Source organism: Paremcibacter congregatus (assembly GCF_006385135.1).
Classification (GTDB): Bacteria; Pseudomonadota; Alphaproteobacteria; order Sphingomonadales; family Emcibacteraceae; genus Paremcibacter; species Paremcibacter congregatus.
In genome coordinates this window covers 1,101,879-1,120,642 of the sequence record NZ_CP041025.1, presented here as the reverse complement: position 1 = coordinate 1,120,642, position 18,764 = coordinate 1,101,879, and the positions used below count along the sequence as shown (strand labels likewise).

The following is an 18,764-nucleotide window of genomic DNA, read 5'->3' as shown; positions in this document are numbered from 1 at the left end:
GACTTTTATCCAATTGCTTATTTTTAGCCAATCTCCTATATCTAAATCATGACTGATATTACAATTGAAAAAATTACCACCGCTGCCGATCTGGAAAAATGTTTTCAGATCAGAACCATCGTGTTTGTCGAAGAACAACATGTTGCGCAGGACGAAGAAATTGACGGCCTTGACCCGCAAGCGGACCAATATCTTCTGTCCGTTGATGGTGCGCCGACAGCGACAGCGCGGGTGCGCTATGTGGATGGTCTTGCAAAGATTGAACGGGTCGCGGTTCTCAAAACCCGGCGTGGACTTAATATCGGCCGCAAGCTCATGGAATTTATTATCGCCGACATCAAGGCACAGGCCCAGGTATCCACCCTTAAACTTGGCGCGCAAATTCAGGTCGTTGGGTTTTACCAACAATTAGGTTTTCAAGAATATGGCGACGAATTTCTTGACGCCGGTATCCGGCATAAATGGATGAAACGCACCATTTAAAAGGTTTAAGCCTTGATTTGGGCGGCCCATTTTTCTGCCAGATCACCGACATAGGGTAACTTGTAATGTTCGCCCTGAAATCCCTTGATGATCAACAGGACCCATAACACGACCCAAACGATCATGACCAACGGGACCAAAGGCAATCCGATAAGGCTAATGGAGAGTAGAATATTGAGAATATTAAGCCCCCCGAAGACAATGATCGACTGCATGGCATGAAAGCGGACATCCTGATCTTCTTTTTCCAACAGGAAAAAAACAAGCCCTGAAATCCAGCACAAGACATAGCATAAGCCCGAAGCAACATTTTTATCCAGGCCAGTAGACGTATTCTTCATTTTAACACCCTATCCCTATTATTTCTGCCCCGTTAACTATACAATAGTTTTCTATAAACTTCCAGTCGTCCTCGACCAACAAATGTGAGTAATCCGTGCATCATGTCTCAACTTCCCCATCTTTATAGCTTTCGCCGTTGCCCCTATGCCATGCGGGCGCGGCTCGGCCTCACCTATGCCGGGGTTTCCTGTGAACTGCGCGAAGTGGTGCTGCGCGACAAACCGCGTGAAATGATTGCCCTTTCTCCCAAAGCCACAGTTCCCGTGCTGCAACTGCCTGATGGCCGGGTCATCGACGAAAGCTATGATATCATCCTATGGGCCCTGGAACAGAATGACCCCGACGACTGGCGGGCATTCCTGCCGACCACCGAACCACTGCGGCAGAAGAACGATGGCTACTTCAAGGCGGCGCTGGATAAATATAAATATGCGTCCCGATTCCCGGAACAGCCGGCGGAAGAATACCGCGCCGATGGCATGCTGTTCCTGCAAGAATTAGAAGACAGGCTAAGCCATTTCCGTTTTCTGCTTGCCGATCGGCAAACCGTCGCCGACATCTCGCTGTTCCCCTTCGTTCGCCAATTCGCCCATGTGGACCGGGATTGGTTTTTCGCCCAGCCCCTGCCCCATCTGCAACGCTGGCTTACGCATCATCTGGACAGCGATATGTTTAAAGGCATCATGAAAAAATATCCGCAGTGGCACCCCGATGACACCCCCGTTCTGTTCCCTTGATCCCGTCTGGAAATAATGAATTTTTCTGATCTGTATCAAGCAGTAGATTCCTTTCTTGGCGCATGCTTCAGTTAATGGTAAACTAAGCCGGAACGGAGAGTAGACATGGATGCGTTAAGACAGGATAAAGTTGAATATATCATTGCCATGGCCCGGGAAGTCGCGGAGTCTTCCCCCGCAATTATAGATGAGGAACTGGCGGAGGAGAGTGAACCTAATCATTTCTCCGAGCTGAGCCTCGCGGCACAGGCCGAGGATTCCACCATCGAAGACTTTGCCTCCGATACAACCTATCAGGAACTGAAATCTGTCATCAACGGCATGCATGACGACGAACGCAGCGAGCTGGTGGCCCTTATGTGGGTTGGCCGGGGCACATACAGCAAATCCGAATGGAACAACGCCGTTGCCGACGCCCGCGAGGCCAGCAATGACCATACCGCCGAATATATGATGCGCACCAATCTGATGCCCGACTATCTCGACGAAGGGTTATCCATAATGTCGGACGATTAATCCGACAGTTTTTTCAACCCCGCCCGGTCCAGACGGTAGCCAATCCATTCATCCTGCGGCATGGCCCCAAGACTATCATAAAAATCAATGCTTGGTGTATTCCAGTCCAGCACCGACCATTCCATCCGGCCACACCCTTCGGCATAGGCCTTTTTCGCCAGATGCAATATCAACGCCTTTCCAAGACCGCTACCCCGGGCGTCAGGCGATACAAACAGATCTTCCAGGTAAATGCCCGGCCGCCCGAGAAAGGTCGAATAATTATAGAAATAAAGTGCAAAGCCTTGGGGAATTCCTGAAATCTCACCGATCACCACATGTGCCACCGGATGATCCCCAAACAGGCTTTGCCTCAGATCGTCCTCCGTCGCCGTCACCTCATGCAGCAGTTTTTCATAATCCGCCAAATCTTTGATAAAGCTTAAAACAAGCCCCGTATCTTCCGGCACCGCAGACCGGATCGTCAGTATTTTTTCTTGCATCAGACAGGCTCCACGATCAAATATGTTACATCCACATCAACAACCTTGACCTTGTCGCCCGCCAGGCCGTCGAAGTCTCCTTCAACTGTCCAGTTTGTGTCCCCGATACGCACCTTGCCACGTCCGTTATCCATGTCAGCAATCAGTTTATACGTCTGCCCGACAAAACTGCGCCCCCGCTGATTAAGGTTTTGATCGTCCGTTTCGATCGGATTACGCCTCAGGAAAGTCCGCCCGACATAGACGCTGATGATACTGAGCACCGCAAAAATGATCAACTGGCCTTCCCAGCCAAGATCGGGGGCAAAAAACACCACGCCGCCAACGATGACACTGGCCATGGCCATCCACAGGAACACCACCCCTGGCAAGGCAATTTCCAGAACCAGCAACACCAACGCGATGACAAACCAGGTCCAATGATTCAATGTTAATTCATTCATGAAATCCATCATTCATTCCTTGTACTTTTTCACTGCGAAACAGGGCTGCGGAGGACAAAGCGCCCCCGCATACCCCGTGCGAATTTCGGTCTGATCCCCACAGTTATTTAGACTGTGACGTCGGCACCGAGCCTGAAACCGCTTTCGGCGCCTTACCCAGATTTTGCAGCATGTCCGTCATGCCTCCCAGCGCCCCGATCACGCCACTGGCTTCCAGCGGCATAAAGACCAGCTTCTCGTTGGGAGAATTGGCGAATTTACCCAAAGTCTCGACATATTTCTGGGCGACGAAGTAATTGATCGCCTGTGCATCACCGCTGGCAATCGCCTCGGACACCATGGTCGTCGCACGGGCTTCGGCTTCGGCTTCGCGTTCCCGGGCTTCCGCATCCCGGAAGGCGGCTTCCCGGCGGCCTTCGGCTTCTAAAATCGTACCCTGCTTCTCGCCTTCCGCCCTCAGGATTTCTGCCTGACGAAACCCTTCCGCATCAAGAATATTGGCGCGCTTTTCCCGCTCCGCCTTCATCTGACGCGCCATGGCGTCAACGATATCCCGCGGGGGTTCGATATCCTTGATCTCGATCCGGGTGATTTTAATCCCCCAGGGCTGAGTCGCCCCATCGACCACATCCAGAAGACGTCCGTTAATGCTGTCCCGCTGCGACAGAAGTTCATCCAGATCCATGGACCCCATCACGCTGCGCAAATTGGTCATGGTCAGGTTGAGAATGGCAAGGAACATGTCATTGACTTCATAGGTGGCTTTCGCCGCATCAAGCACCTGAAAAAACAGCACGCCATCAGCGCGGACCATAGCGTTATCTTTTGTAATGACTTCCTGGGACGGAATATCCAGAACCTGCTCCATCATCAACATCTTCGACCCCACCTGATCGAAAAACGGAATAATGAGATGAAATCCCGGATGAAGCGTCTTGGTATAGCGCCCAAAACGCTGAACTGTATAATGATATCCTTGGCGTACGGTAATGACGCTCTTAAAAAGAATAATGATTCCCAGCAAAGCGAATACAATGCCGAATGCTTCAAAAGTACCGATTGAACTCATTTTAAGCCCCTTTGTTTGTTGTGTAATTCTAACAAGGGAGACTTTACCGGAAGAAGGTTGTCAGGGGAAGCGGACTGTGATCTCTCAAATCCTGTTATCGAAGGTTTGGGGTCTCATAGAAGGGTTTTTAAGCGGCCCCGGGTGCATCATGCACAAATGTGGGGAGGGGAATGTTCAAGGATGAACCGGAACCGCTTAAAATCTGTGGGCACCAGAAAAGGTCTTAGTTTTATGAATTAACGATTTTCCAGGTGCCGTCGGGCTGGCGACAGGCTTTGCCATAAGCCTCTTCTGTCTTGCCGCCCACTGTAATGGTTTGTTGATATTCCCGGCAATACTGGCCGGTTTCAGTCTGATAAGCCGGTTTTGGTCGATAACTGCCTGAATTCCCGGAATCCGGATTATACCAGGTTGCGGTTTCACCGGACGGATAGCTTTCCAAGGCAACCTGCCTATGTCGCGCCATCGCGGCACGATCCGCCTCATCAAGAGATCGGCCAATGCTGTTGCCAATCGCCGCTCCGGCCATGGTGCCGGCCGCCACCGCGAAAAAATGTGTTGTGCCGTCGCCGTTATCCCCAAGGGCGGAACCAATGGCCGCGCCGCCTATGGCCCCGAGCATGGTGCCAAAACCTTCCTTTGAACCAGGTTCACAGGCCGACAGGGCGACCATACTGGTCAAAATTAAAACAACCTTGGGATACTTCATGTCACATCCAATCATTTGTTGATAAAATAAAAGTAGCCCATTCATCCTGAACCATTCATGAACAACCGGTTCAGTATAATTATTCGAATTCTGTGGGTTATGACCGTGCTGCAGGAAGGATCAGACGCGCCAACAAACCGTGGGGTTCATTTTCCAGCAATGTCACTTCCCCCCCGTAAAGTTCTGACAGTTCCTTGACAATCGACAGCCCCAGTCCGGTACCCGGTGTTTCCTCATCCAGCCGTTCACCCCGCATAAAAACGGAATCGCGCACCGCTTTATCAATCCCCGGCCCATCATCACTGACCTGTATAATCAGCTGGTCTCCGTTCCGCGCACAGGCGATATCAATTTTATGGCTGGCCCATTTGGCCGCATTTTCAATCAGGTTGCCGACCATTTCCTCCAGATCCTGCCGTTCCCCGCGAAACTGAAATTCTTGTGGATTCTCACCAGAATGTAGACTGAATTTCTTGTCTTTATGCAACAACGTCATGGCCCGGCTGATATCAGCCAGCACCGGCGTGACATCGCAACGACTGGTAATGATTTTTGTGGTGGCCGCAACCCGTGCCCGACGCAGATAATGTTCCACCTGACGGCGCATGGTATCGGCTTGCTTGCCCGCCACATCCGCCAACGCGCCTTTATGCAGGCTGGCCTCGTTCATCAATACCGCCAGCGGCGTCTTCAAGGCATGGGCGAGATTACCCACCTGGGTGCGGGAACGTTCGACGATTTCATTATTGTGATCCAGAAGCGCATTCATTTCATCAACCAGCGGCTGGATTTCCGCCGGAAAGTCTTTCGGCAGGTGGGCCACCTCACCTGATCGTACTTTAGCCAGGGTCCTCTGAATGTTCCGCAATGGCTTCAACCCAAGATAAACCTGTAATAACGAGGCGGCGATTAATCCCAATCCCAGGGCGCTGAGAGAGTAAATAAGAATACTGTCGAAACGATCCCGCTGGGCTTCAATCTCAGACCGGTCAACAGCGATGCTGAAGCGAAAAACCGTCGTTTCCCCCGGAATGGTGATGTCCCGTTCCACCATACGCAATTTCTGGTCTTCCGGCCCGGTAATATTGGAATAACGGGTCTGGTGCGCCGGACTTTCGAGATTCGGTTCCAGGCTCTGATCCCACAGCGACCGCGACCGATAAGGCGCCATATCAATGGCCGAGACCTGCCAGTACCAACCCGAATAGGGCTGCTCGAACCGGGGGTCCACCACGGCGCGGTAGAAACTGACCTCCCCTTCCGAGGTCGTACCACTGATGCCGACCAGATTTTCCAACAGGCCGTCCAGGCGGTCGTCAAAGTTTGATTCGATGGTTTCCTGAAACGTCAGCGACAACAGATATCCCCCCAGCATCAACGCGAAAAACGTCCACACCGCCGAGAAAGACATCAACCGGAACCAAAGGGATTGGTTCTCCGACCCGTCGGGGCTAATTGTTTTCTTCTTGCGAATTAACAAGCTGGTATCCCAATCCCCGCACAGTCTGAATGATATTCACGCCCAGTTTTTTCCGGACCCGGGTAACGAAAACTTCAATGGTATTGGAATCCCGGTCAAAATCCTGATCGTATATATGTTCGGTCAGTTCTGTCCGGGAAATAATTTTTTCCGGATGGTGCATCATATAGGCCAGTAATTTATATTCCTGCGCCGTGAGACGGATCGGGTCCCCATTCAGTGTGACCTTGCTGGTGGTGGTATTCAGGGTCACATCGCCACAGCTTAATTCCGGCGAAGATTGTCCGGCGGCCCGGCGGATCAACGCGCGGACCCGGGCCAGGACTTCTTCAATCTTGAAGGGTTTTGTCACATAATCGTCTGCGCCGGCATCAAGGCCTGAAACTTTCTCCGACCAGCCATCCCGGGCCGTCAGAATAAGTACGGGCGTATCGATCCCCGCCTGACGCCATTTGTTCAACACGCTAAGACCGTCCATCACGGGCAAACCCAAATCCAGGACAATCGCGTCATATGTTTCCGTTTCCCCCAGATAATGTCCCTCTTCTCCGTCAAAGGAAACATCGACCGCATAGCCATCCTCCTCAAGCACCATTTTCATCTGCCGGGACAGGTCCGGATCATCTTCAACCAGCAATAACCGCATCAACCATTTCCTTTCACGCCAACGATCTCCGCCGTGGCCGCATTGACTTTCACCATCAGTAATTTGCCATCCTTGCGCAAGACTTTGACCATATAAAGGTAGGGGCGGCTTTTCTTTTTCGGTTCCAGCAACCGTACATCAATGATTTTCCCAGGAAAGCTTTGACGAATTTTGCTGCGGATAACCGACAGGGAAACGATGCGCCCCGATTGCAACGCGTCCCGCGCCCGGTCATGACGATATATCTGATTGGCGATCGGGTTTTTCTTGGCCGGCGGGCGGATAAAGCTGTTTTCAACCGGCGGACGTTTTTCCTGAAAATGACGCACCACTTTATTCAGGTTGCCAGAGGGCGATGATTGCTGACGCCCACTTCCGCCGTCAGCCCACGCGGATGCCCCAGTTGCCCAAATGAACAGACTGATAACCCCACAGCAGAAAAAAATGCGTAATTCACTCATAATGTCAAACTACCCTAGACCTTCTGAATAGGGGATGAATAATCAATACTTGAACGCATTTTCACATGCTTTAGACGGGGATGCAATTTCTATTTTAAACAGTTTTATCTTTTTCTATTTGGGAGTTACGCCCAGACGTTCCTGGATTTCACTATTGGTGGTGGTATAGCCGCGGGCCATTTTTCGATCGGGAAATGCATATTTAAACGCCGTACGCACCATCACCGCCGCCTCATAAAAACCGGTCAAAATCAGTTTCAACTTGCCGGGATAGTGACAAACGTCGCCGATGGCATAAATACCCTCCACATCCGTATCAAACGTTTCATGATTTACTTCCACATGTTTGCGGTCCAGATTCAGGCCCCATTTCGCAATCGGACCAAGGGATATCTTCAACCCCATAAACGGCAAAAGATAATCACAGGCGACATCGCGCACCACGCCATCCAGCGTCGTCACCTGCACCGAGGACAATTGCCCCCCATCCCCCTGAAGCTCTGTAATATTGCCATAAATCACTTCCAGTCCGTCATGATCGGCCAGATCAAGCACCTGCTGCACGGAATCCGGGGCGCCGCGAAACTCTTCCCGTCGATGCACCAGGGTCACCGACCCGGCGATCGGCGCCAGATTGATGGCCCAGTCAAGCGCCGAGTCTCCTCCGCCAACGATCACCAGTTTTTTATCACGGTATTTCTCCATGCGATGCACCGCGTAATCAACGGAGTGTTCCTCAAATTCGCCGAGACGGGGGTAAGGAGGTTTTTTGGGGACAAAGCTGCCGGCGCCTGCCGCGACCGCGACGGCAGGAGCTTCGATGATCTCGCCACGGGTCGTTGTCACCCGCCAATGGCCATTACCCTGTCGCGCCAGGGCCTCGGCCTGCTGCCCCAGATGAAAGACCGGTTTGAAGGGACTTGCCTGCGTCATCAGGTCATCGACCAGTTCCTGCCCCGTCACCTGGGGACGGGACGGGATATCGAATATCGGTTTTTCGGGATAAAGTTCGGTACATTGCCCCCCTGGTCGGTCAAGGTTGTCAATCAGGTGACATTTCAAGCCCAGCAGACCCGCCTCGAAGACGGCAAAAATGCCGACGGGGCCTGCTCCTATGATAATGATATCAGTTGTTTCCACCTGTTGTTCCATTACGCCACCTCCCGTTTGATATCCCAAAAAAATCAATAATGAATAATAATTACTCCAACACATTTGCCAATTCTTCTGAACTATGTAACCATTAGTCCATAGGGATATGCAATGAAAAACGAATATAATTTTCACAGGATTTCACAATGATGACTCACCCCAACCACATGCGGGCCGGTCTGATCCTTGTTCTCTTTTTTATCAGCACGCTCACCATAACATTCACAACTGCCCAGGCCACGACCTGGATGGTCGGTCCTGATTATGCCACCAAAACTTTCCGTGACGCCATTCGCCTTGCCCGGGATGGGGACACCATCGGCCTTATGGCGGGGCTTTATGAAAATGATTTTGCCACCATCACCCAAAACAATCTGACCATTGAGGGAATTGGCGGTTACGCCCATATGAAGGCCACAGGCCCCATCCCCAACCGCAAAGCAATCTGGGTCATTCGCGGGCAAAATGTCGTTCTCCGCAATATTGAGTTTTCCGGCGCACATGTCCCGGACCGGAATGGCGCGGGCGTTCGGTTCGAACGCGGCAGCCTTATAGTCGAAAATAGCTTCTTTCATGATAATGAAATGGGGCTGATGACCAGTCGAAACCCGACGGCAACCCTGCGGATTGTCAAGTCAGAATTTAGCGCCAACAGCCAGGATTATACGGCGACAGGGAAATTATCCCACAATATCTATGTGGGTGCCATTTACAGTTTCACGCTGGAAGACAGCATATCCCGCGGGGCCCGATATGGCCATGCCGTCAAAAGCCGGGCCCGGACAAATATCATTCGCAACAACCGCATCTTTGATGAAGGACAGAACGGTGAAGCAGCCGCCAGTTATCTGGTTGACTTGTCCAATGCCGGGGTAGCCCATATAGAAAACAACTATTTCCGCCGCACCGCCGGCGCCCAAAACAACGTTGTCATCAGTTACGGGGCGGAACATCAACCCTATGATGACAATCAGCTCATCATCAAGAATAATTATGCAGAAAGCATAAACAGAACCATGTATCTTTTGCGCAATCACTCCAAAGTCACACCCGATTTCAATAACAATGAGCTTGTCGACATTAAAGGCCTGGAAGCCGGCGCCGTCAAACGACAAAGTTTCTGGCGCAGAGTCAAAAACTGGATTTTTAACTAACTCTCCCTTAAAACATATTGCGTAAGAAACAGAAAAAATAGAAATAGAATGTAACCCCATGCAGAAGTTATTCCTGTTTATCATAGGCGCCATTATTTATGGGTCCCTGTTTCCCTTCACATTCAGTGCCCTGGACAGTGCCGCGCGTTGGCAAACATTATTACGGGACAGTTTCGCCCCTTTCACTTCCCTGGGGGATATTCTGGGAAATATTGTCCTGTTCATGCCCTATGGCTATCTTGCCCTGGCCCCAAAAGAATCAAGCCTCCGCAAAAAACCGTCTTATTTGAAATACTTCCTTTATGGGCTCGTTTTAGCCTTCGTCATTCAGGTCGTTCAGGTCTATATTCCGGCCCGGTCCCCGGCAATGGCAGACGTATACTGGAACGGTGTGGGTATTCTCGCCGGCTTTGCCGCACATCATTTGACACAGCGTTACTTTCCAGGGCTGTCCTTCACCACTGCCCGCAACACACCGGCCCTGCTGGCGCTCTGCTGGCTGCTTTACCTTCTGTTTCCTTTTATCCCGTCGCTGGATTTTCAGGCCATCAAGAACAGCATCAAGCCGGTGCTGCTCACCCCGGATTTTCGCTGGCACGCGTTTATCATCAGTACAACCGGCTGGCTCCTGTTCGCACATTTTACCAGAAATCTGTTTCTCGGCAGCCGGTTGAACCCCCTGAGACTGCCTCTAATCGCCCTGCTGAGCCTGCCGCTACGCATGATTATTATCCAAAACAGCCTGACCCTCAGCGATCTGTCCGCCGTTCTCTTTGCCATTGTGATATGGATCGTCTTTCAGGGGCAGAAAATCGATCGGGGTAAAGGCCTTGCCGCCTTGCTCGCCGTCAGCATCACGATATACAGCATTGGTTCTCTGGATTTCTCGAGCCAGTTTTCCAGTTTTTACTGGGTGCCCTTTTCCGGGTTTCTCGACGGTAATCTGTTCACCAATACAAAGTCCCTGTTCTTTAAGGTTTTCCTGTTTGGCAGCCTGATCTGGCTGGTAAAACTGAATTGGCCGACGTTACGGCTTAAAACATTCTGGCTGTTTCTCTTTATTCTTCTGCTGGAGCTGATCCAGATCACCATGCCCTCCCGCACGGCAGAAATCACGGATCCGGTTCTGATCTTGCTGTTATCTCTCCTTATTCAGGTCAGAAGTACAACACACAGGCGCAATGAGACATCCTCCCCGGAAGACCTTGTTTCGCCAGCTCCCGTGACGGATGCCCCCACCTCTCAACCGCCTGCCCCCGGCAGCAAGAGAAATCTATTGTCTTTCTGGGGCAGTCTTATTGTCATCACCGCCCTGCTTGCCATTCTGATCAGACTACCCGGCGTGCCCTATAATGTCAGGGAGCTATTCCGCCTGGACGGCAGCATCATTGCCATTCTGCCTTTCACCTGTTTCATCCTGTGGTTCGGCATGAGCATCCCCTGGATCAGCCGCAGAATGCTGACCCATCCCAACTTCCATTTTGTCTTTTTCCCGCTTTGGGTCATTGCCGCAGGACTGATCAGTTACAGTCTCCTGAAAATAAGCGTCACTGAAGAAGCCCTGGATGATATTGTCGGGTCCAGTAACATATACTGGTTTGTCACCAACCGGGCGATCTGGGGCGATGCCGGTCTATGGCTCAGTCAGCTTCTGCCCTTCCCCGCCCTGTGGAATGGTCTGGAAGAAATCGTCCGCTTCCTGGCACTGTTTTCACCGCTTACCTTCTTGTTGAGCATGTTTTACACGACAGGTGATCTGATCAAGAAATATAACATTCAAGGTGCGACAGCCAAGCTGCGCCTGACCCTGCTCAGCCTGGGGCTGAATCTCCTCTATGCCCTGCCATGGTTTTATCTGTGTAAAGTGATCGCCTTTGATCATTCAAGCACAGATAACCTCAATGAACTGATCGCGCGCCAAGGGGTGTTGGGGGGCGGAGGAACGGCGCTTTACGGGTTGATTATTCTGTTAACCCTGAACAGCGTCTGGGTCCGGCAAGCCCGGGTCCATTGGTTATTGAAAGGCGTCAGCATTGCCGGCTCCGGGGTCCTATGCTGGTTCCTGCTCAATATGGGGCTCGAACCGGAAGTACAGAAATATGGCCTGACATTTTCAGGGGTCGATTTCCTGCTTGGACCCGACAGAAAAAACCGGTTGGATGAAACGATTTTATTCGGACGCTGGATTTTTCTTTATGTGGGCTCTATTACTATATTGGCTTGGGGCATGCGATTTGATGTGAAATCACTCCTTCCCCAGAAGAAACACAAAGAAAATAGAAAGTATTATGGATAAAGAGACATTTAACGATTTCATTACACTGGTTACTGATGTCTGGGAATATGGTGTCTTCGGTATCGACATCGGCAAAATTATGTTTGCCCTGTTGGTGTTTTTCTTTTTCCTGTTCATTCGGGGCCTGTTCAGTCAATTTGTCGTCAATCGCATCAAGGCACTGACCAAAAAAACCAAGACCGAAATTGATGACATGGCCATTGAAGCCCTGGAACACCCCTTGCGGTTTGTGCCCATCGTCATCGGAGTTTTCCTCGCCACGGAACTCCTGTCTCTGGATGAAACCCTCCAGCAAGGTGCCTATAACCTTAACCGTTCCCTCATCACCTTCAATATATTCTGGGCGATCTACAAAATGGTCGGCCCCCTGAGCCAGACATTTGGCGGTCTGCGTGGTATTTTCACCGAAAGCATGATTGTATGGATGATCAAGGCCCTGCGCGCCCTGGTATTCTTTATGGGCGCCGCCGCCATTCTGGAAATCTGGGGCATCAAAGTGGCCCCGCTGATCGCCGGCCTTGGCCTGTTTGGTGTCGCGGTTGCCCTTGGGGCACAGGATCTGTTTAAAAATCTGATCGCCGGTCTTTTCATCATTGGCGAAAAACGTTTCCATCCCGGTGACTGGGTAAAAGTGGACGGCATTGTCGAAGGCACTGTCGAGGAAATCGGCTTTCGCACCACCACCATACGACAGTTTGACAAAGCGCCGGTTTTCGTCCCCAACGCCAAGCTTTCAGACAATGCCGTCATCAATTTCACCCGCATGACCCACCGTCGGATTTACTGGAAAATCGGTCTGGTCTATCACACCACCATCGAACAGCTAAAGGAAATTCGCCAGAGAATAGATGATCATGTCATGAATAGTGCGGATTTTGCCCATCCGCCAGAAGTGCCCACCTTCGTCCGGGTAGACAGTTTTAACGACAGTTCCATTGATCTGATGCTCTATTGTTTCACCAAAACCACCAACTGGGGGGAATGGCTGGAAATCAAAGAAAAACTAGCTCTGGAAATCAAGACTGTAGTCGAAGACGCCGGCAGCAGTTTCGCCTTTCCAAGTCAATCTGTCTATCTGGAAAGTATGCCCGACAGCCCGGAAAACTTCCCCCTGCCACAAAAAATAGAAGCAACCTGAATCCACCGGCGGATATTTTAAGAGAATAGAAAGTTTTTCCCCTTATGGGTTAACATATGATCAATCCAGCTCATAAAAAACATGCGCCAGCCACGGCCCGAAACCAAGCTCCCATCCTGGACGTTCTTAAGGAATGTTTGCCGGACCATGGGACTATTCTTGAAATTGCCAGCGGCACCGGTCAACATGCGCCCTATTTTATTGCTCAACTGCCCGGACATTACTGGCAGCCCAGTGATCCCGACAAAGACAACCGCAACAGCATCAGCGCCTGGTGGTGGGAAAAGCAATTCAAGAATATATTGCCCCCGCTCAATATTTCCACGGATGATGATCCCTGGTCAGTTGAAAGCCAGGATTTACCTTTGGCCATTACGGCGATTGTCTGCATCAATATGGTTCATATATCGCCCTGGACATCAACCATTGGCCTGTTCAAAGGCGCGGCGCGCATTCTGCCCCCGAAAGGGATATTATATCTCTATGGTCCCTACAAGATCGACGGCGTCCATACCGCACCAAGCAATGAACTTTTTGATATCAGCCTGAGAGACCGCAACCCGGAATGGGGCATCCGCGATCTTACCGAAGTCCAGAAACTCGCCCGGGACCATGGCTTCTCTTGCGTTAAAACCGTTGATATGCCCGCCAACAATCTTTCCGTTATTTTCAAGAAAGACTGACCAGCGTTTTTGAGAAAAGCCGGTCACAGTCCACACTCTCCAGATCAAGGTCAAAATAAGCTTTCAGAATGCGCTGCAAGTCCTGTCCGTCTGCTATTACGTGATCCGTTCGGCCTGCCGGTGTAATCCGGGAAAACATGGCCTGAAGAATAAGGAAGGTTTCCCTTTTCGTGATCCTGGACATCACCAATTCCCGGACAAATTTCGATTCCGGGTGACAATTGGTGTAATAATTGGCCACGACAAAATCACTTTCGGTGTAGCTTCCTTCATCAAAATGGTAAAGTGTGAAATAAGCCCCGTCCTTAACGATCTCAAGCTGATATTCTCCCTGTTTCAATGCCTTGACCCGGTATCGTGCGCCGTTGACGCAGGTGACTTCCGCGCCGCTCAATGGCATGGGCACCAAAGGGGTATAGGCCCCAAAACCAACATCAACCAGATATGTCTCTGCCGCCAATGTGACCAAAGTGACCCGGTGGCTGCGCGGGACATCAGCATCCCGGCCGTACACCACTCTTGCGAGTTTCGCCCGAACCTCGAATCCCAGATCCTGCAAAACATCAAACAGTAATTTGTTATGTTCAAAGCAATACCCCCCGCGCCCCTGCGTCACAATTTTATGCGTAAGATCATCCAGATTCAGAGACAGAATTCCTGTCGGATCAAGTAAAATAGCCAGATTATTAAAGCTGTAGGCCGACAGATGCTTTGCGGTAATATTCTGTAGGAATGTCAGTTGATCCGGTCCCAGTGTTATATCCAGACCGTTCAAATAGGTTTGTGTTGTCGTCTTCATCCTGGCACCTCAACGTTAATCAATAATATTCCGAGCACCAACAAACCGGCGCCGACAAGTTTTTGCGGAGTGACCACCACCACCGGCATATCAAACCAGCCATAATGTCCCGCCAACAGGGAAATCAGCAACTGCCCGCAGAGTACGCCCACCATCACGCCAGGCACCCCCATCTGTGGCATCAACCAATAAACCCCCGTCAAGGCGGCCGCGCTAAGCAGGCTGCCCGCCCCCCAGAGATAAACCGGTATGGCCCGCAAGGTCATCATCGACGGCAACTTGACACCCGTTGTCAAAACCACTGTCGCCATAATCGTAGCGCTGACCACAAAAACCACCAAGGTGGCAAACATCGGATTCCCGAGCAAGCGCCCCAATTGTCCGCTCATCCCGCTTTGCAGTGCTATGCCCATGCCACAGGCCAGCGCAATTGATATCATGGTGATAAAATTCATAAGGGCCACGCTAACAGCCCTTCTGCCTCACCGCCTTAACATATGTTGAGAGCGGTAAATTATTCGAAATTTTTGCGGATACGGCTCAGCTGTGTCGGTGTAATCCCTAGTCGTGAAGCGATATGGTGCAGCCTGACCCGGCCCAGAATATTGGGATATTGAGCAATAAACTCGAGATAGCGTTGCGGACTGTCACTGCCCAGCAACGCCAGTTCCTGCGGTTCCTTCTCCATCACCCAGTTTTTCTCGAGATAAAGGATATGATACCATTTCAAATCTTCACATTCAGAAAGAAGGCCGCGATATTTATCATGATCAATACGGATCACAACACTGTCTTCCAAAGCCTGAATGGCCAGCCTTGATTCTTCTCCCCTTAACAAGGCGATTACACTTGCCGGGAACCGTCCTTCATCAAAAAAGTTTTTGGTGATCTCCTTGTCAAAATTCTCTCCCCCCAGGGCATAGGCGCGAAAAATACCCTGGCAGACAAAATAAAATTCCCGCGGAATATCCCCGATTTGCAGCAGATGAGCATTCTTCTCCATCTGCTCCAGACGGCAGATGCCCTGCAGCCGCGCCCAGGTCGCGGGGGTCAGTTCATAATAGGCATCCATGACGGATTTGAGATGATCAAAAGCGAGCGCTCTTTGCACGCAATTCTCCTTGTACGCATCAGGGCAATCAGATATTCGGACAAAAGCGCCGTCCCTCCACCCGTAATATTTGATCATTTTTATAGGCCAAAACAAGCGGGAAATCCACTTGAAACAACCCCGCCAGACAAGGAGAAATTGACAAACACCATATCCTGCATTAGACAATTAACCGCGGTACAGTTCCCGGCCACTCGCGGCGAAAGCTATGGTGAAAACTGTTTTTTAAAGTCAGATCATATTTAAACGATGTGACCAGTGGCAATGCGAGTCCCATCAGATTTCACATCACAGAGGAAATATGATGCCCCAGAATACCCCGCCATCACCCCGGAGCTTGTTCGAAAATCTGAAACGGGAACATCCGTTCGAGCCCGTCTCCGTCACCGGAACAATACCGGCCTTTCTCAGAGGAACCCTCTATCGCAACGGCGTCGGCCTGTTTGAGCAATTTGGTCGCCGCTATACCCATGTCTTTGAGGGCGATGGCGCCATCAGCGCTGTCCGGGTCGAAGGCGGTCAATCGCTAGCCGCCGTCCGTCTCGTCGAAAGTGACGGCCTTAAGGCAGAGCGCGAAGCCCAACGCCATCTGAGTGGCTCGGCCGCGCGCTGGTCCACCCGCATCCGGGCGAACTTCACCGGCCGCAGTAAAAATAACGCCAACACGCATGTCGTCTCCTGGCAGGATCGCCTCTTCGCCCTGATGGAAGGCGGCAAACCGACAGAAATAAACCCGGATACGCTGGAGACAATCGGGGAAAGTGATCTTGAAGGTGAAATTCCTGGTGCTTTCTCCGCCCACCCCCACCGCGTGGAAAGCCGGAAAGCTCTTTATAACTTTGGCCTGCGTTATGGAAAACAGACCCAGATAGATCTTTTCACCCTCCCCGACACGGGACCCGCCAGAAGATTAGGCGCGCTGCCACTCGACCATCCGGTGATGGTGCATGATTTTATTGCGTCCGATAACCACCTGATCTTTTTCATTGCGCCGGTATCGATCAGTATCTGGCGCCATATGGTGGGGTTTGGCGATTTCGCCGACAAGCTGAAGTGGTCCCCCGCTCTCGGCACAGAAGTCATTATCGTGCCAATCGACAGACCGGACCAGCCAATACGTTTTTCTGTAGAAGCGTTTTTCGCCAGCCATTTTGCCGGCGCTTATGAAGAAGACGGTCATCTGATTGTCGACTATATTCACTACCCCGATATCAGTCTGATCACGGTTCTGGAAGATGGTCTTGGCATGACCTGGACGGACAAGTCACGCCATGTTCATGGCGCCCTGCATCGCGCCCATATCAACATCGCGCACCGGACGTTCACCACGACCCCCCGCTGGGACGGCTTGTGTGAATTTCCCCGCATCAATCCAGCCCGCGAAGGAAGGAAATACCAGGTAATCTGGCTGCAGACGGCCTGCTATATCGAGGACTGCCTGCGTTCTGAAATAAGTCGTATTGATGAAAATGGGGGGGTGATAACCTACACCCTGCCCCCTGGTCAGTTCTGTAGCGAACCGGTCCCGGTCATGCCCCTGCACTCTCGGGAGGATGAGGGATCAATTCTCACCCTGGTCTATGACTGTTATGACCAGAAATCCCATATCCTTATTCTTGATGCGACAGATCTCGTGGAACAGGCCCGGATACAGCTTTCCCAGGTCATCCCGCTGACTTTTCACGGCAGTTGGGTCGGAGAAACGCCCCCTGACCCGCTGCGTGATTAGCCGTTCAGGGTATCCTGAAAGCGGATGGGCTGGCCGGTGGCTTCATCGGCCAGTTCATCATACCACATGACTTTCTTGCCACGAACAATCGTCCCCACGGGCTTGCCGGTGATCTGACGACCCGTGAAGGGGCTCCAGCCGCATTTGCTCTGCAACCAGTCTTCGTCAATGGTCCATTTCTTTTTCAGGTCCACAAGGGTTATATCCGCATCATATCCCACTGCCAGACGGCCTTTACCCGCAATGTTGAAAACCCGCGCCGGACCGGCACTGGTCAGATCCATCAGGCGTTCAATTGACAAGACCCCCTTGTTAACCTGATCCAGCATCAGCGGCAACATGGTTTGTACGCCCGGCATGCCGGACGGGCTCTGCGGATACGGCAGATCCTTCATTTCCTTTTCATGTGGCGCATGATCGGACCCCAGAACATCAACGATGCCGACACTGAGCGCCTTCCACAAACCGATGCGTTCCTTTTCATCCCGGATTGGCGGGTTCATCTGGGCATAGGTGCCCAGTTGTGCGTAGCATTCTGGCGCCGACAAAATCAGATGCTGCGGCGTCACTTCCACTGTCGCCACATCCTTATAGGCGGCGAGCAGCGCCATCTCGTCTTCGGTGGTCACATGCAATACGTGAATACGGCGACCGGTCCGACGGGCAAGGTCAAGAATACGGTCTGTCGCCTTATAGGCGGTATCCTTGTCCCGCCATACCGGATGTTGCGCCACTCCGCCGTCTTCCGACAGGGATTTTCGTTCCAGAAGCCTATCTTCATCTTCGGCATGAATGGCGATGCGGCGGGTGCCATTCGACAGAATATCCGCCAGCATCTGGTCATCGGACACCAGAAGATCACCGGTGGAAGACCCCATGAATATCTTTACCCCACAACAGCCGGGCAATCGCTCCAGTTTGTCGAGCCGCTTGGCATTTTTAGCCGAGGCCCCCATGTAAAAGGCGAAATCGCACCACATGCGGTTGGTGCCACGCTTGACCTTGTCGGCCAGCGCCTTGGCGGTTGTTGTCGCGGGGCTCGTGTTCGGCATTTCAAAAACCGCCGTCACGCCCCCCATCACCGCTGCCCGGCTGCCGCTTTCCAGATCTTCTTTGGTTTCAGCCCCCGGTTCGCGGAAATGGACCTGGGTATCAATGACGCCTGGTAACAGGTGTAAACCAGTCGCATCAATCACTTCTGTGGCGTCTACATTATCCAAATGACCAATCGCAACAATGATATCATCCTTAATGGCGACATCCGCTGGCTCCGTTCCGTTATGGGACACACAGATTGCGTTTTTAATAAGAATATCAATCGACACTAGAATAAC

The 18,764-nt window shown here is 51.6% G+C and carries 21 protein-coding genes; 8 read left to right on the top strand and 13 right to left on the bottom strand.

The annotated features are described in order from the left end of the window. The first annotated feature begins 48 nt into the window (after nt 1–48). Nucleotides 49–483 carry a GNAT family N-acetyltransferase gene (locus FIV45_RS04925; RefSeq protein WP_099471285.1) on the top strand — a complete coding sequence of 145 codons (435 nt, stop codon included), beginning with the start codon at nt 49–51 and terminating at the stop codon, nt 481–483. A gap of 5 nt (nt 484–488) precedes the next feature. Here the strand turns inward: FIV45_RS04925 and FIV45_RS04920 are convergent, their stop codons facing one another. Next, nucleotides 489–824 carry a DUF4870 domain-containing protein gene (locus FIV45_RS04920; protein ID WP_099471284.1) on the bottom strand — a complete coding sequence of 112 codons (336 nt, stop codon included), beginning with the start codon at nt 822–824 and terminating at the stop codon, nt 489–491. 102 nt (nt 825–926) lie between these two features. Between FIV45_RS04920 and FIV45_RS04915 the strand changes: the two genes are divergently transcribed. Then, complete coding sequence (locus FIV45_RS04915) at nt 927–1,562, top strand: glutathione S-transferase (protein WP_099471283.1); 636 nt, start codon at nt 927–929, stop codon at nt 1,560–1,562. A 105-nt stretch (nt 1,563–1,667) separates the two neighbouring features. Next, on the top strand, nt 1,668–2,078 hold the full coding sequence (locus tag FIV45_RS04910; RefSeq protein ID WP_099471282.1) for a DUF3775 domain-containing protein: 411 nt from the start codon (nt 1,668–1,670) through the stop codon (nt 2,076–2,078). On the opposite strand, the gene FIV45_RS04905 is transcribed toward FIV45_RS04910, so the two are convergent. The 8 genes from FIV45_RS04905 to FIV45_RS04870 form a co-directional block, all read right to left on the bottom strand. Continuing rightward, entirely contained in the window at nt 2,075–2,560 is a 486-nt protein-coding gene (locus FIV45_RS04905) for a GNAT family N-acetyltransferase (RefSeq protein WP_099471281.1), read from the bottom strand. The genes FIV45_RS04910 and FIV45_RS04905 overlap by 4 nt on opposite strands. Further along, nucleotides 2,560–3,012: an NfeD family protein gene (locus FIV45_RS04900; RefSeq protein WP_181040147.1), complete on the bottom strand. Its 453-nt coding sequence runs from the start codon at nt 3,010–3,012 to the stop codon at nt 2,560–2,562. The genes FIV45_RS04905 and FIV45_RS04900 overlap by 1 nt, the downstream gene beginning before the upstream one ends. 94 nt (nt 3,013–3,106) lie before the next feature. Then, nucleotides 3,107–4,072: an SPFH domain-containing protein gene (locus tag FIV45_RS04895; protein ID WP_165776893.1), complete on the bottom strand. Its 966-nt coding sequence runs from the start codon at nt 4,070–4,072 to the stop codon at nt 3,107–3,109. Between the two features lie 229 nt (nt 4,073–4,301). Further along, the gene (locus FIV45_RS04890) at nt 4,302–4,781 is read right to left on the bottom strand and encodes an RT0821/Lpp0805 family surface protein (RefSeq protein ID WP_099471894.1); all 480 of its coding nucleotides are present in this window, start codon (nt 4,779–4,781) and stop codon (nt 4,302–4,304) included. Between the two features lie 97 nt (nt 4,782–4,878). After that, nucleotides 4,879–6,261, bottom strand: coding sequence for a sensor histidine kinase (locus FIV45_RS04885; protein ID WP_133118521.1), 1,383 nt, complete (start codon nt 6,259–6,261; stop codon nt 4,879–4,881). Further along, complete coding sequence (locus FIV45_RS04880; protein WP_099471278.1) at nt 6,233–6,907, bottom strand: response regulator transcription factor; 675 nt, start codon at nt 6,905–6,907, stop codon at nt 6,233–6,235. The genes FIV45_RS04885 and FIV45_RS04880 overlap by 29 nt, the downstream gene beginning before the upstream one ends. Next, nucleotides 6,907–7,368 carry a PepSY domain-containing protein gene (locus FIV45_RS04875; RefSeq protein ID WP_099471277.1) on the bottom strand — a complete coding sequence of 154 codons (462 nt, stop codon included), beginning with the start codon at nt 7,366–7,368 and terminating at the stop codon, nt 6,907–6,909. The genes FIV45_RS04880 and FIV45_RS04875 overlap by 1 nt, the downstream gene beginning before the upstream one ends. A 114-nt stretch (nt 7,369–7,482) precedes the next feature. Beyond that, nucleotides 7,483–8,520, bottom strand: a complete 1,038-nt coding sequence (locus FIV45_RS04870; RefSeq protein ID WP_099471276.1) for an NAD(P)/FAD-dependent oxidoreductase — start codon at nt 8,518–8,520, stop codon at nt 7,483–7,485. 146 nt (nt 8,521–8,666) lie between these two features. Between FIV45_RS04870 and FIV45_RS04865 the strand changes: the two genes are divergently transcribed. The 4 genes from FIV45_RS04865 to FIV45_RS04850 are packed head-to-tail and all read left to right on the top strand — an operon-like array spanning nt 8,667 to nt 13,791. Beyond that, nucleotides 8,667–9,674: a right-handed parallel beta-helix repeat-containing protein gene (locus FIV45_RS04865; protein ID WP_133118520.1), complete on the top strand. Its 1,008-nt coding sequence runs from the start codon at nt 8,667–8,669 to the stop codon at nt 9,672–9,674. Between the two features lie 58 nt (nt 9,675–9,732). Further along, nucleotides 9,733–11,970: a VanZ family protein gene (locus FIV45_RS04860; protein ID WP_099471274.1), complete on the top strand. Its 2,238-nt coding sequence runs from the start codon at nt 9,733–9,735 to the stop codon at nt 11,968–11,970. Continuing rightward, nucleotides 11,963–13,108: a mechanosensitive ion channel family protein gene (locus tag FIV45_RS04855; protein ID WP_099471273.1), complete on the top strand. Its 1,146-nt coding sequence runs from the start codon at nt 11,963–11,965 to the stop codon at nt 13,106–13,108. The genes FIV45_RS04860 and FIV45_RS04855 overlap by 8 nt, the downstream gene beginning before the upstream one ends. Nucleotides 13,109–13,164: 56 nt before the next feature. Beyond that, a complete protein-coding gene (locus tag FIV45_RS04850; RefSeq protein WP_099471272.1) occupies nt 13,165–13,791 on the top strand; it encodes a DUF938 domain-containing protein in 627 nt (208 codons plus the stop codon). Here FIV45_RS04850 and FIV45_RS04845 read toward each other — a convergent pair. From FIV45_RS04845 to FIV45_RS04835, 3 genes are read right to left on the bottom strand one after another with little or no spacing between them, the layout of a single operon-like run. Then, nucleotides 13,778–14,590: an arylamine N-acetyltransferase family protein gene (locus FIV45_RS04845; protein ID WP_099471271.1), complete on the bottom strand. Its 813-nt coding sequence runs from the start codon at nt 14,588–14,590 to the stop codon at nt 13,778–13,780. The two genes, FIV45_RS04850 and FIV45_RS04845, sit on opposite strands and share 14 nt — an antisense overlap. After that, nucleotides 14,587–15,045: a DMT family transporter gene (locus tag FIV45_RS04840; RefSeq protein WP_099471270.1), complete on the bottom strand. Its 459-nt coding sequence runs from the start codon at nt 15,043–15,045 to the stop codon at nt 14,587–14,589. Before FIV45_RS04840 ends, FIV45_RS04845 begins: the two co-directional genes overlap by 4 nt. Nucleotides 15,046–15,104: 59 nt before the next feature. After that, nucleotides 15,105–15,701 (bottom strand): Crp/Fnr family transcriptional regulator, encoded by a 597-nt coding sequence (locus FIV45_RS04835; RefSeq protein WP_165776892.1) that lies wholly within the window; start codon nt 15,699–15,701, stop codon nt 15,105–15,107. A 304-nt stretch (nt 15,702–16,005) separates the two neighbouring features. Between FIV45_RS04835 and FIV45_RS04830 the strand changes: the two genes are divergently transcribed. Beyond that, nucleotides 16,006–17,430, top strand: a complete 1,425-nt coding sequence (locus tag FIV45_RS04830) for a carotenoid oxygenase family protein (RefSeq protein WP_165776891.1) — start codon at nt 16,006–16,008, stop codon at nt 17,428–17,430. Here the strand turns inward: FIV45_RS04830 and FIV45_RS04825 are convergent. Beyond that, the gene (locus FIV45_RS04825; protein WP_204602021.1) at nt 17,427–18,755 is read right to left on the bottom strand and encodes a dihydroorotase; all 1,329 of its coding nucleotides are present in this window, start codon (nt 18,753–18,755) and stop codon (nt 17,427–17,429) included. The genes FIV45_RS04830 and FIV45_RS04825 overlap by 4 nt on opposite strands. Nucleotides 18,756–18,764 lie beyond the last annotated feature (9 nt).

Excerpts from the sequence above, each read along its gene's own strand:
- FIV45_RS04925 (WP_099471285.1), top strand. The coding sequence starts at position 49 with ATGACTGATATTACAATTGAAAAAATTACCACCGCTGCCGATCTGGAA.
- FIV45_RS04920 (WP_099471284.1), bottom strand. The coding sequence starts at position 824 with ATGAAGAATACGTCTACTGGCCTGGATAAAAATGTTGCTTCGGGCTTA.
- FIV45_RS04915 (WP_099471283.1), top strand. The coding sequence starts at position 927 with ATGTCTCAACTTCCCCATCTTTATAGCTTTCGCCGTTGCCCCTATGCC.
- FIV45_RS04910 (WP_099471282.1), top strand. The coding sequence starts at position 1,668 with ATGGATGCGTTAAGACAGGATAAAGTTGAATATATCATTGCCATGGCC.
- FIV45_RS04905 (WP_099471281.1), bottom strand. The coding sequence starts at position 2,560 with ATGCAAGAAAAAATACTGACGATCCGGTCTGCGGTGCCGGAAGATACG.
- FIV45_RS04900 (WP_181040147.1), bottom strand. The coding sequence starts at position 3,012 with ATGGATTTCATGAATGAATTAACATTGAATCATTGGACCTGGTTTGTC.
- FIV45_RS04895 (WP_165776893.1), bottom strand. The coding sequence starts at position 4,072 with ATGAGTTCAATCGGTACTTTTGAAGCATTCGGCATTGTATTCGCTTTG.
- FIV45_RS04890 (WP_099471894.1), bottom strand. The coding sequence starts at position 4,781 with ATGAAGTATCCCAAGGTTGTTTTAATTTTGACCAGTATGGTCGCCCTG.
- FIV45_RS04880 (WP_099471278.1), bottom strand. The coding sequence starts at position 6,907 with ATGCGGTTATTGCTGGTTGAAGATGATCCGGACCTGTCCCGGCAGATG.
- FIV45_RS04875 (WP_099471277.1), bottom strand. The coding sequence starts at position 7,368 with ATGAGTGAATTACGCATTTTTTTCTGCTGTGGGGTTATCAGTCTGTTC.
- FIV45_RS04870 (WP_099471276.1), bottom strand. The coding sequence starts at position 8,520 with ATGGAACAACAGGTGGAAACAACTGATATCATTATCATAGGAGCAGGC.
- FIV45_RS04865 (WP_133118520.1), top strand. The coding sequence starts at position 8,667 with ATGATGACTCACCCCAACCACATGCGGGCCGGTCTGATCCTTGTTCTC.
- FIV45_RS04860 (WP_099471274.1), top strand. The coding sequence starts at position 9,733 with ATGCAGAAGTTATTCCTGTTTATCATAGGCGCCATTATTTATGGGTCC.
- FIV45_RS04855 (WP_099471273.1), top strand. The coding sequence starts at position 11,963 with ATGGATAAAGAGACATTTAACGATTTCATTACACTGGTTACTGATGTC.
- FIV45_RS04850 (WP_099471272.1), top strand. The coding sequence starts at position 13,165 with ATGATCAATCCAGCTCATAAAAAACATGCGCCAGCCACGGCCCGAAAC.
- FIV45_RS04845 (WP_099471271.1), bottom strand. The coding sequence starts at position 14,590 with ATGAAGACGACAACACAAACCTATTTGAACGGTCTGGATATAACACTG.
- FIV45_RS04840 (WP_099471270.1), bottom strand. The coding sequence starts at position 15,045 with ATGAATTTTATCACCATGATATCAATTGCGCTGGCCTGTGGCATGGGC.
- FIV45_RS04830 (WP_165776891.1), top strand. The coding sequence starts at position 16,006 with ATGCCCCAGAATACCCCGCCATCACCCCGGAGCTTGTTCGAAAATCTG.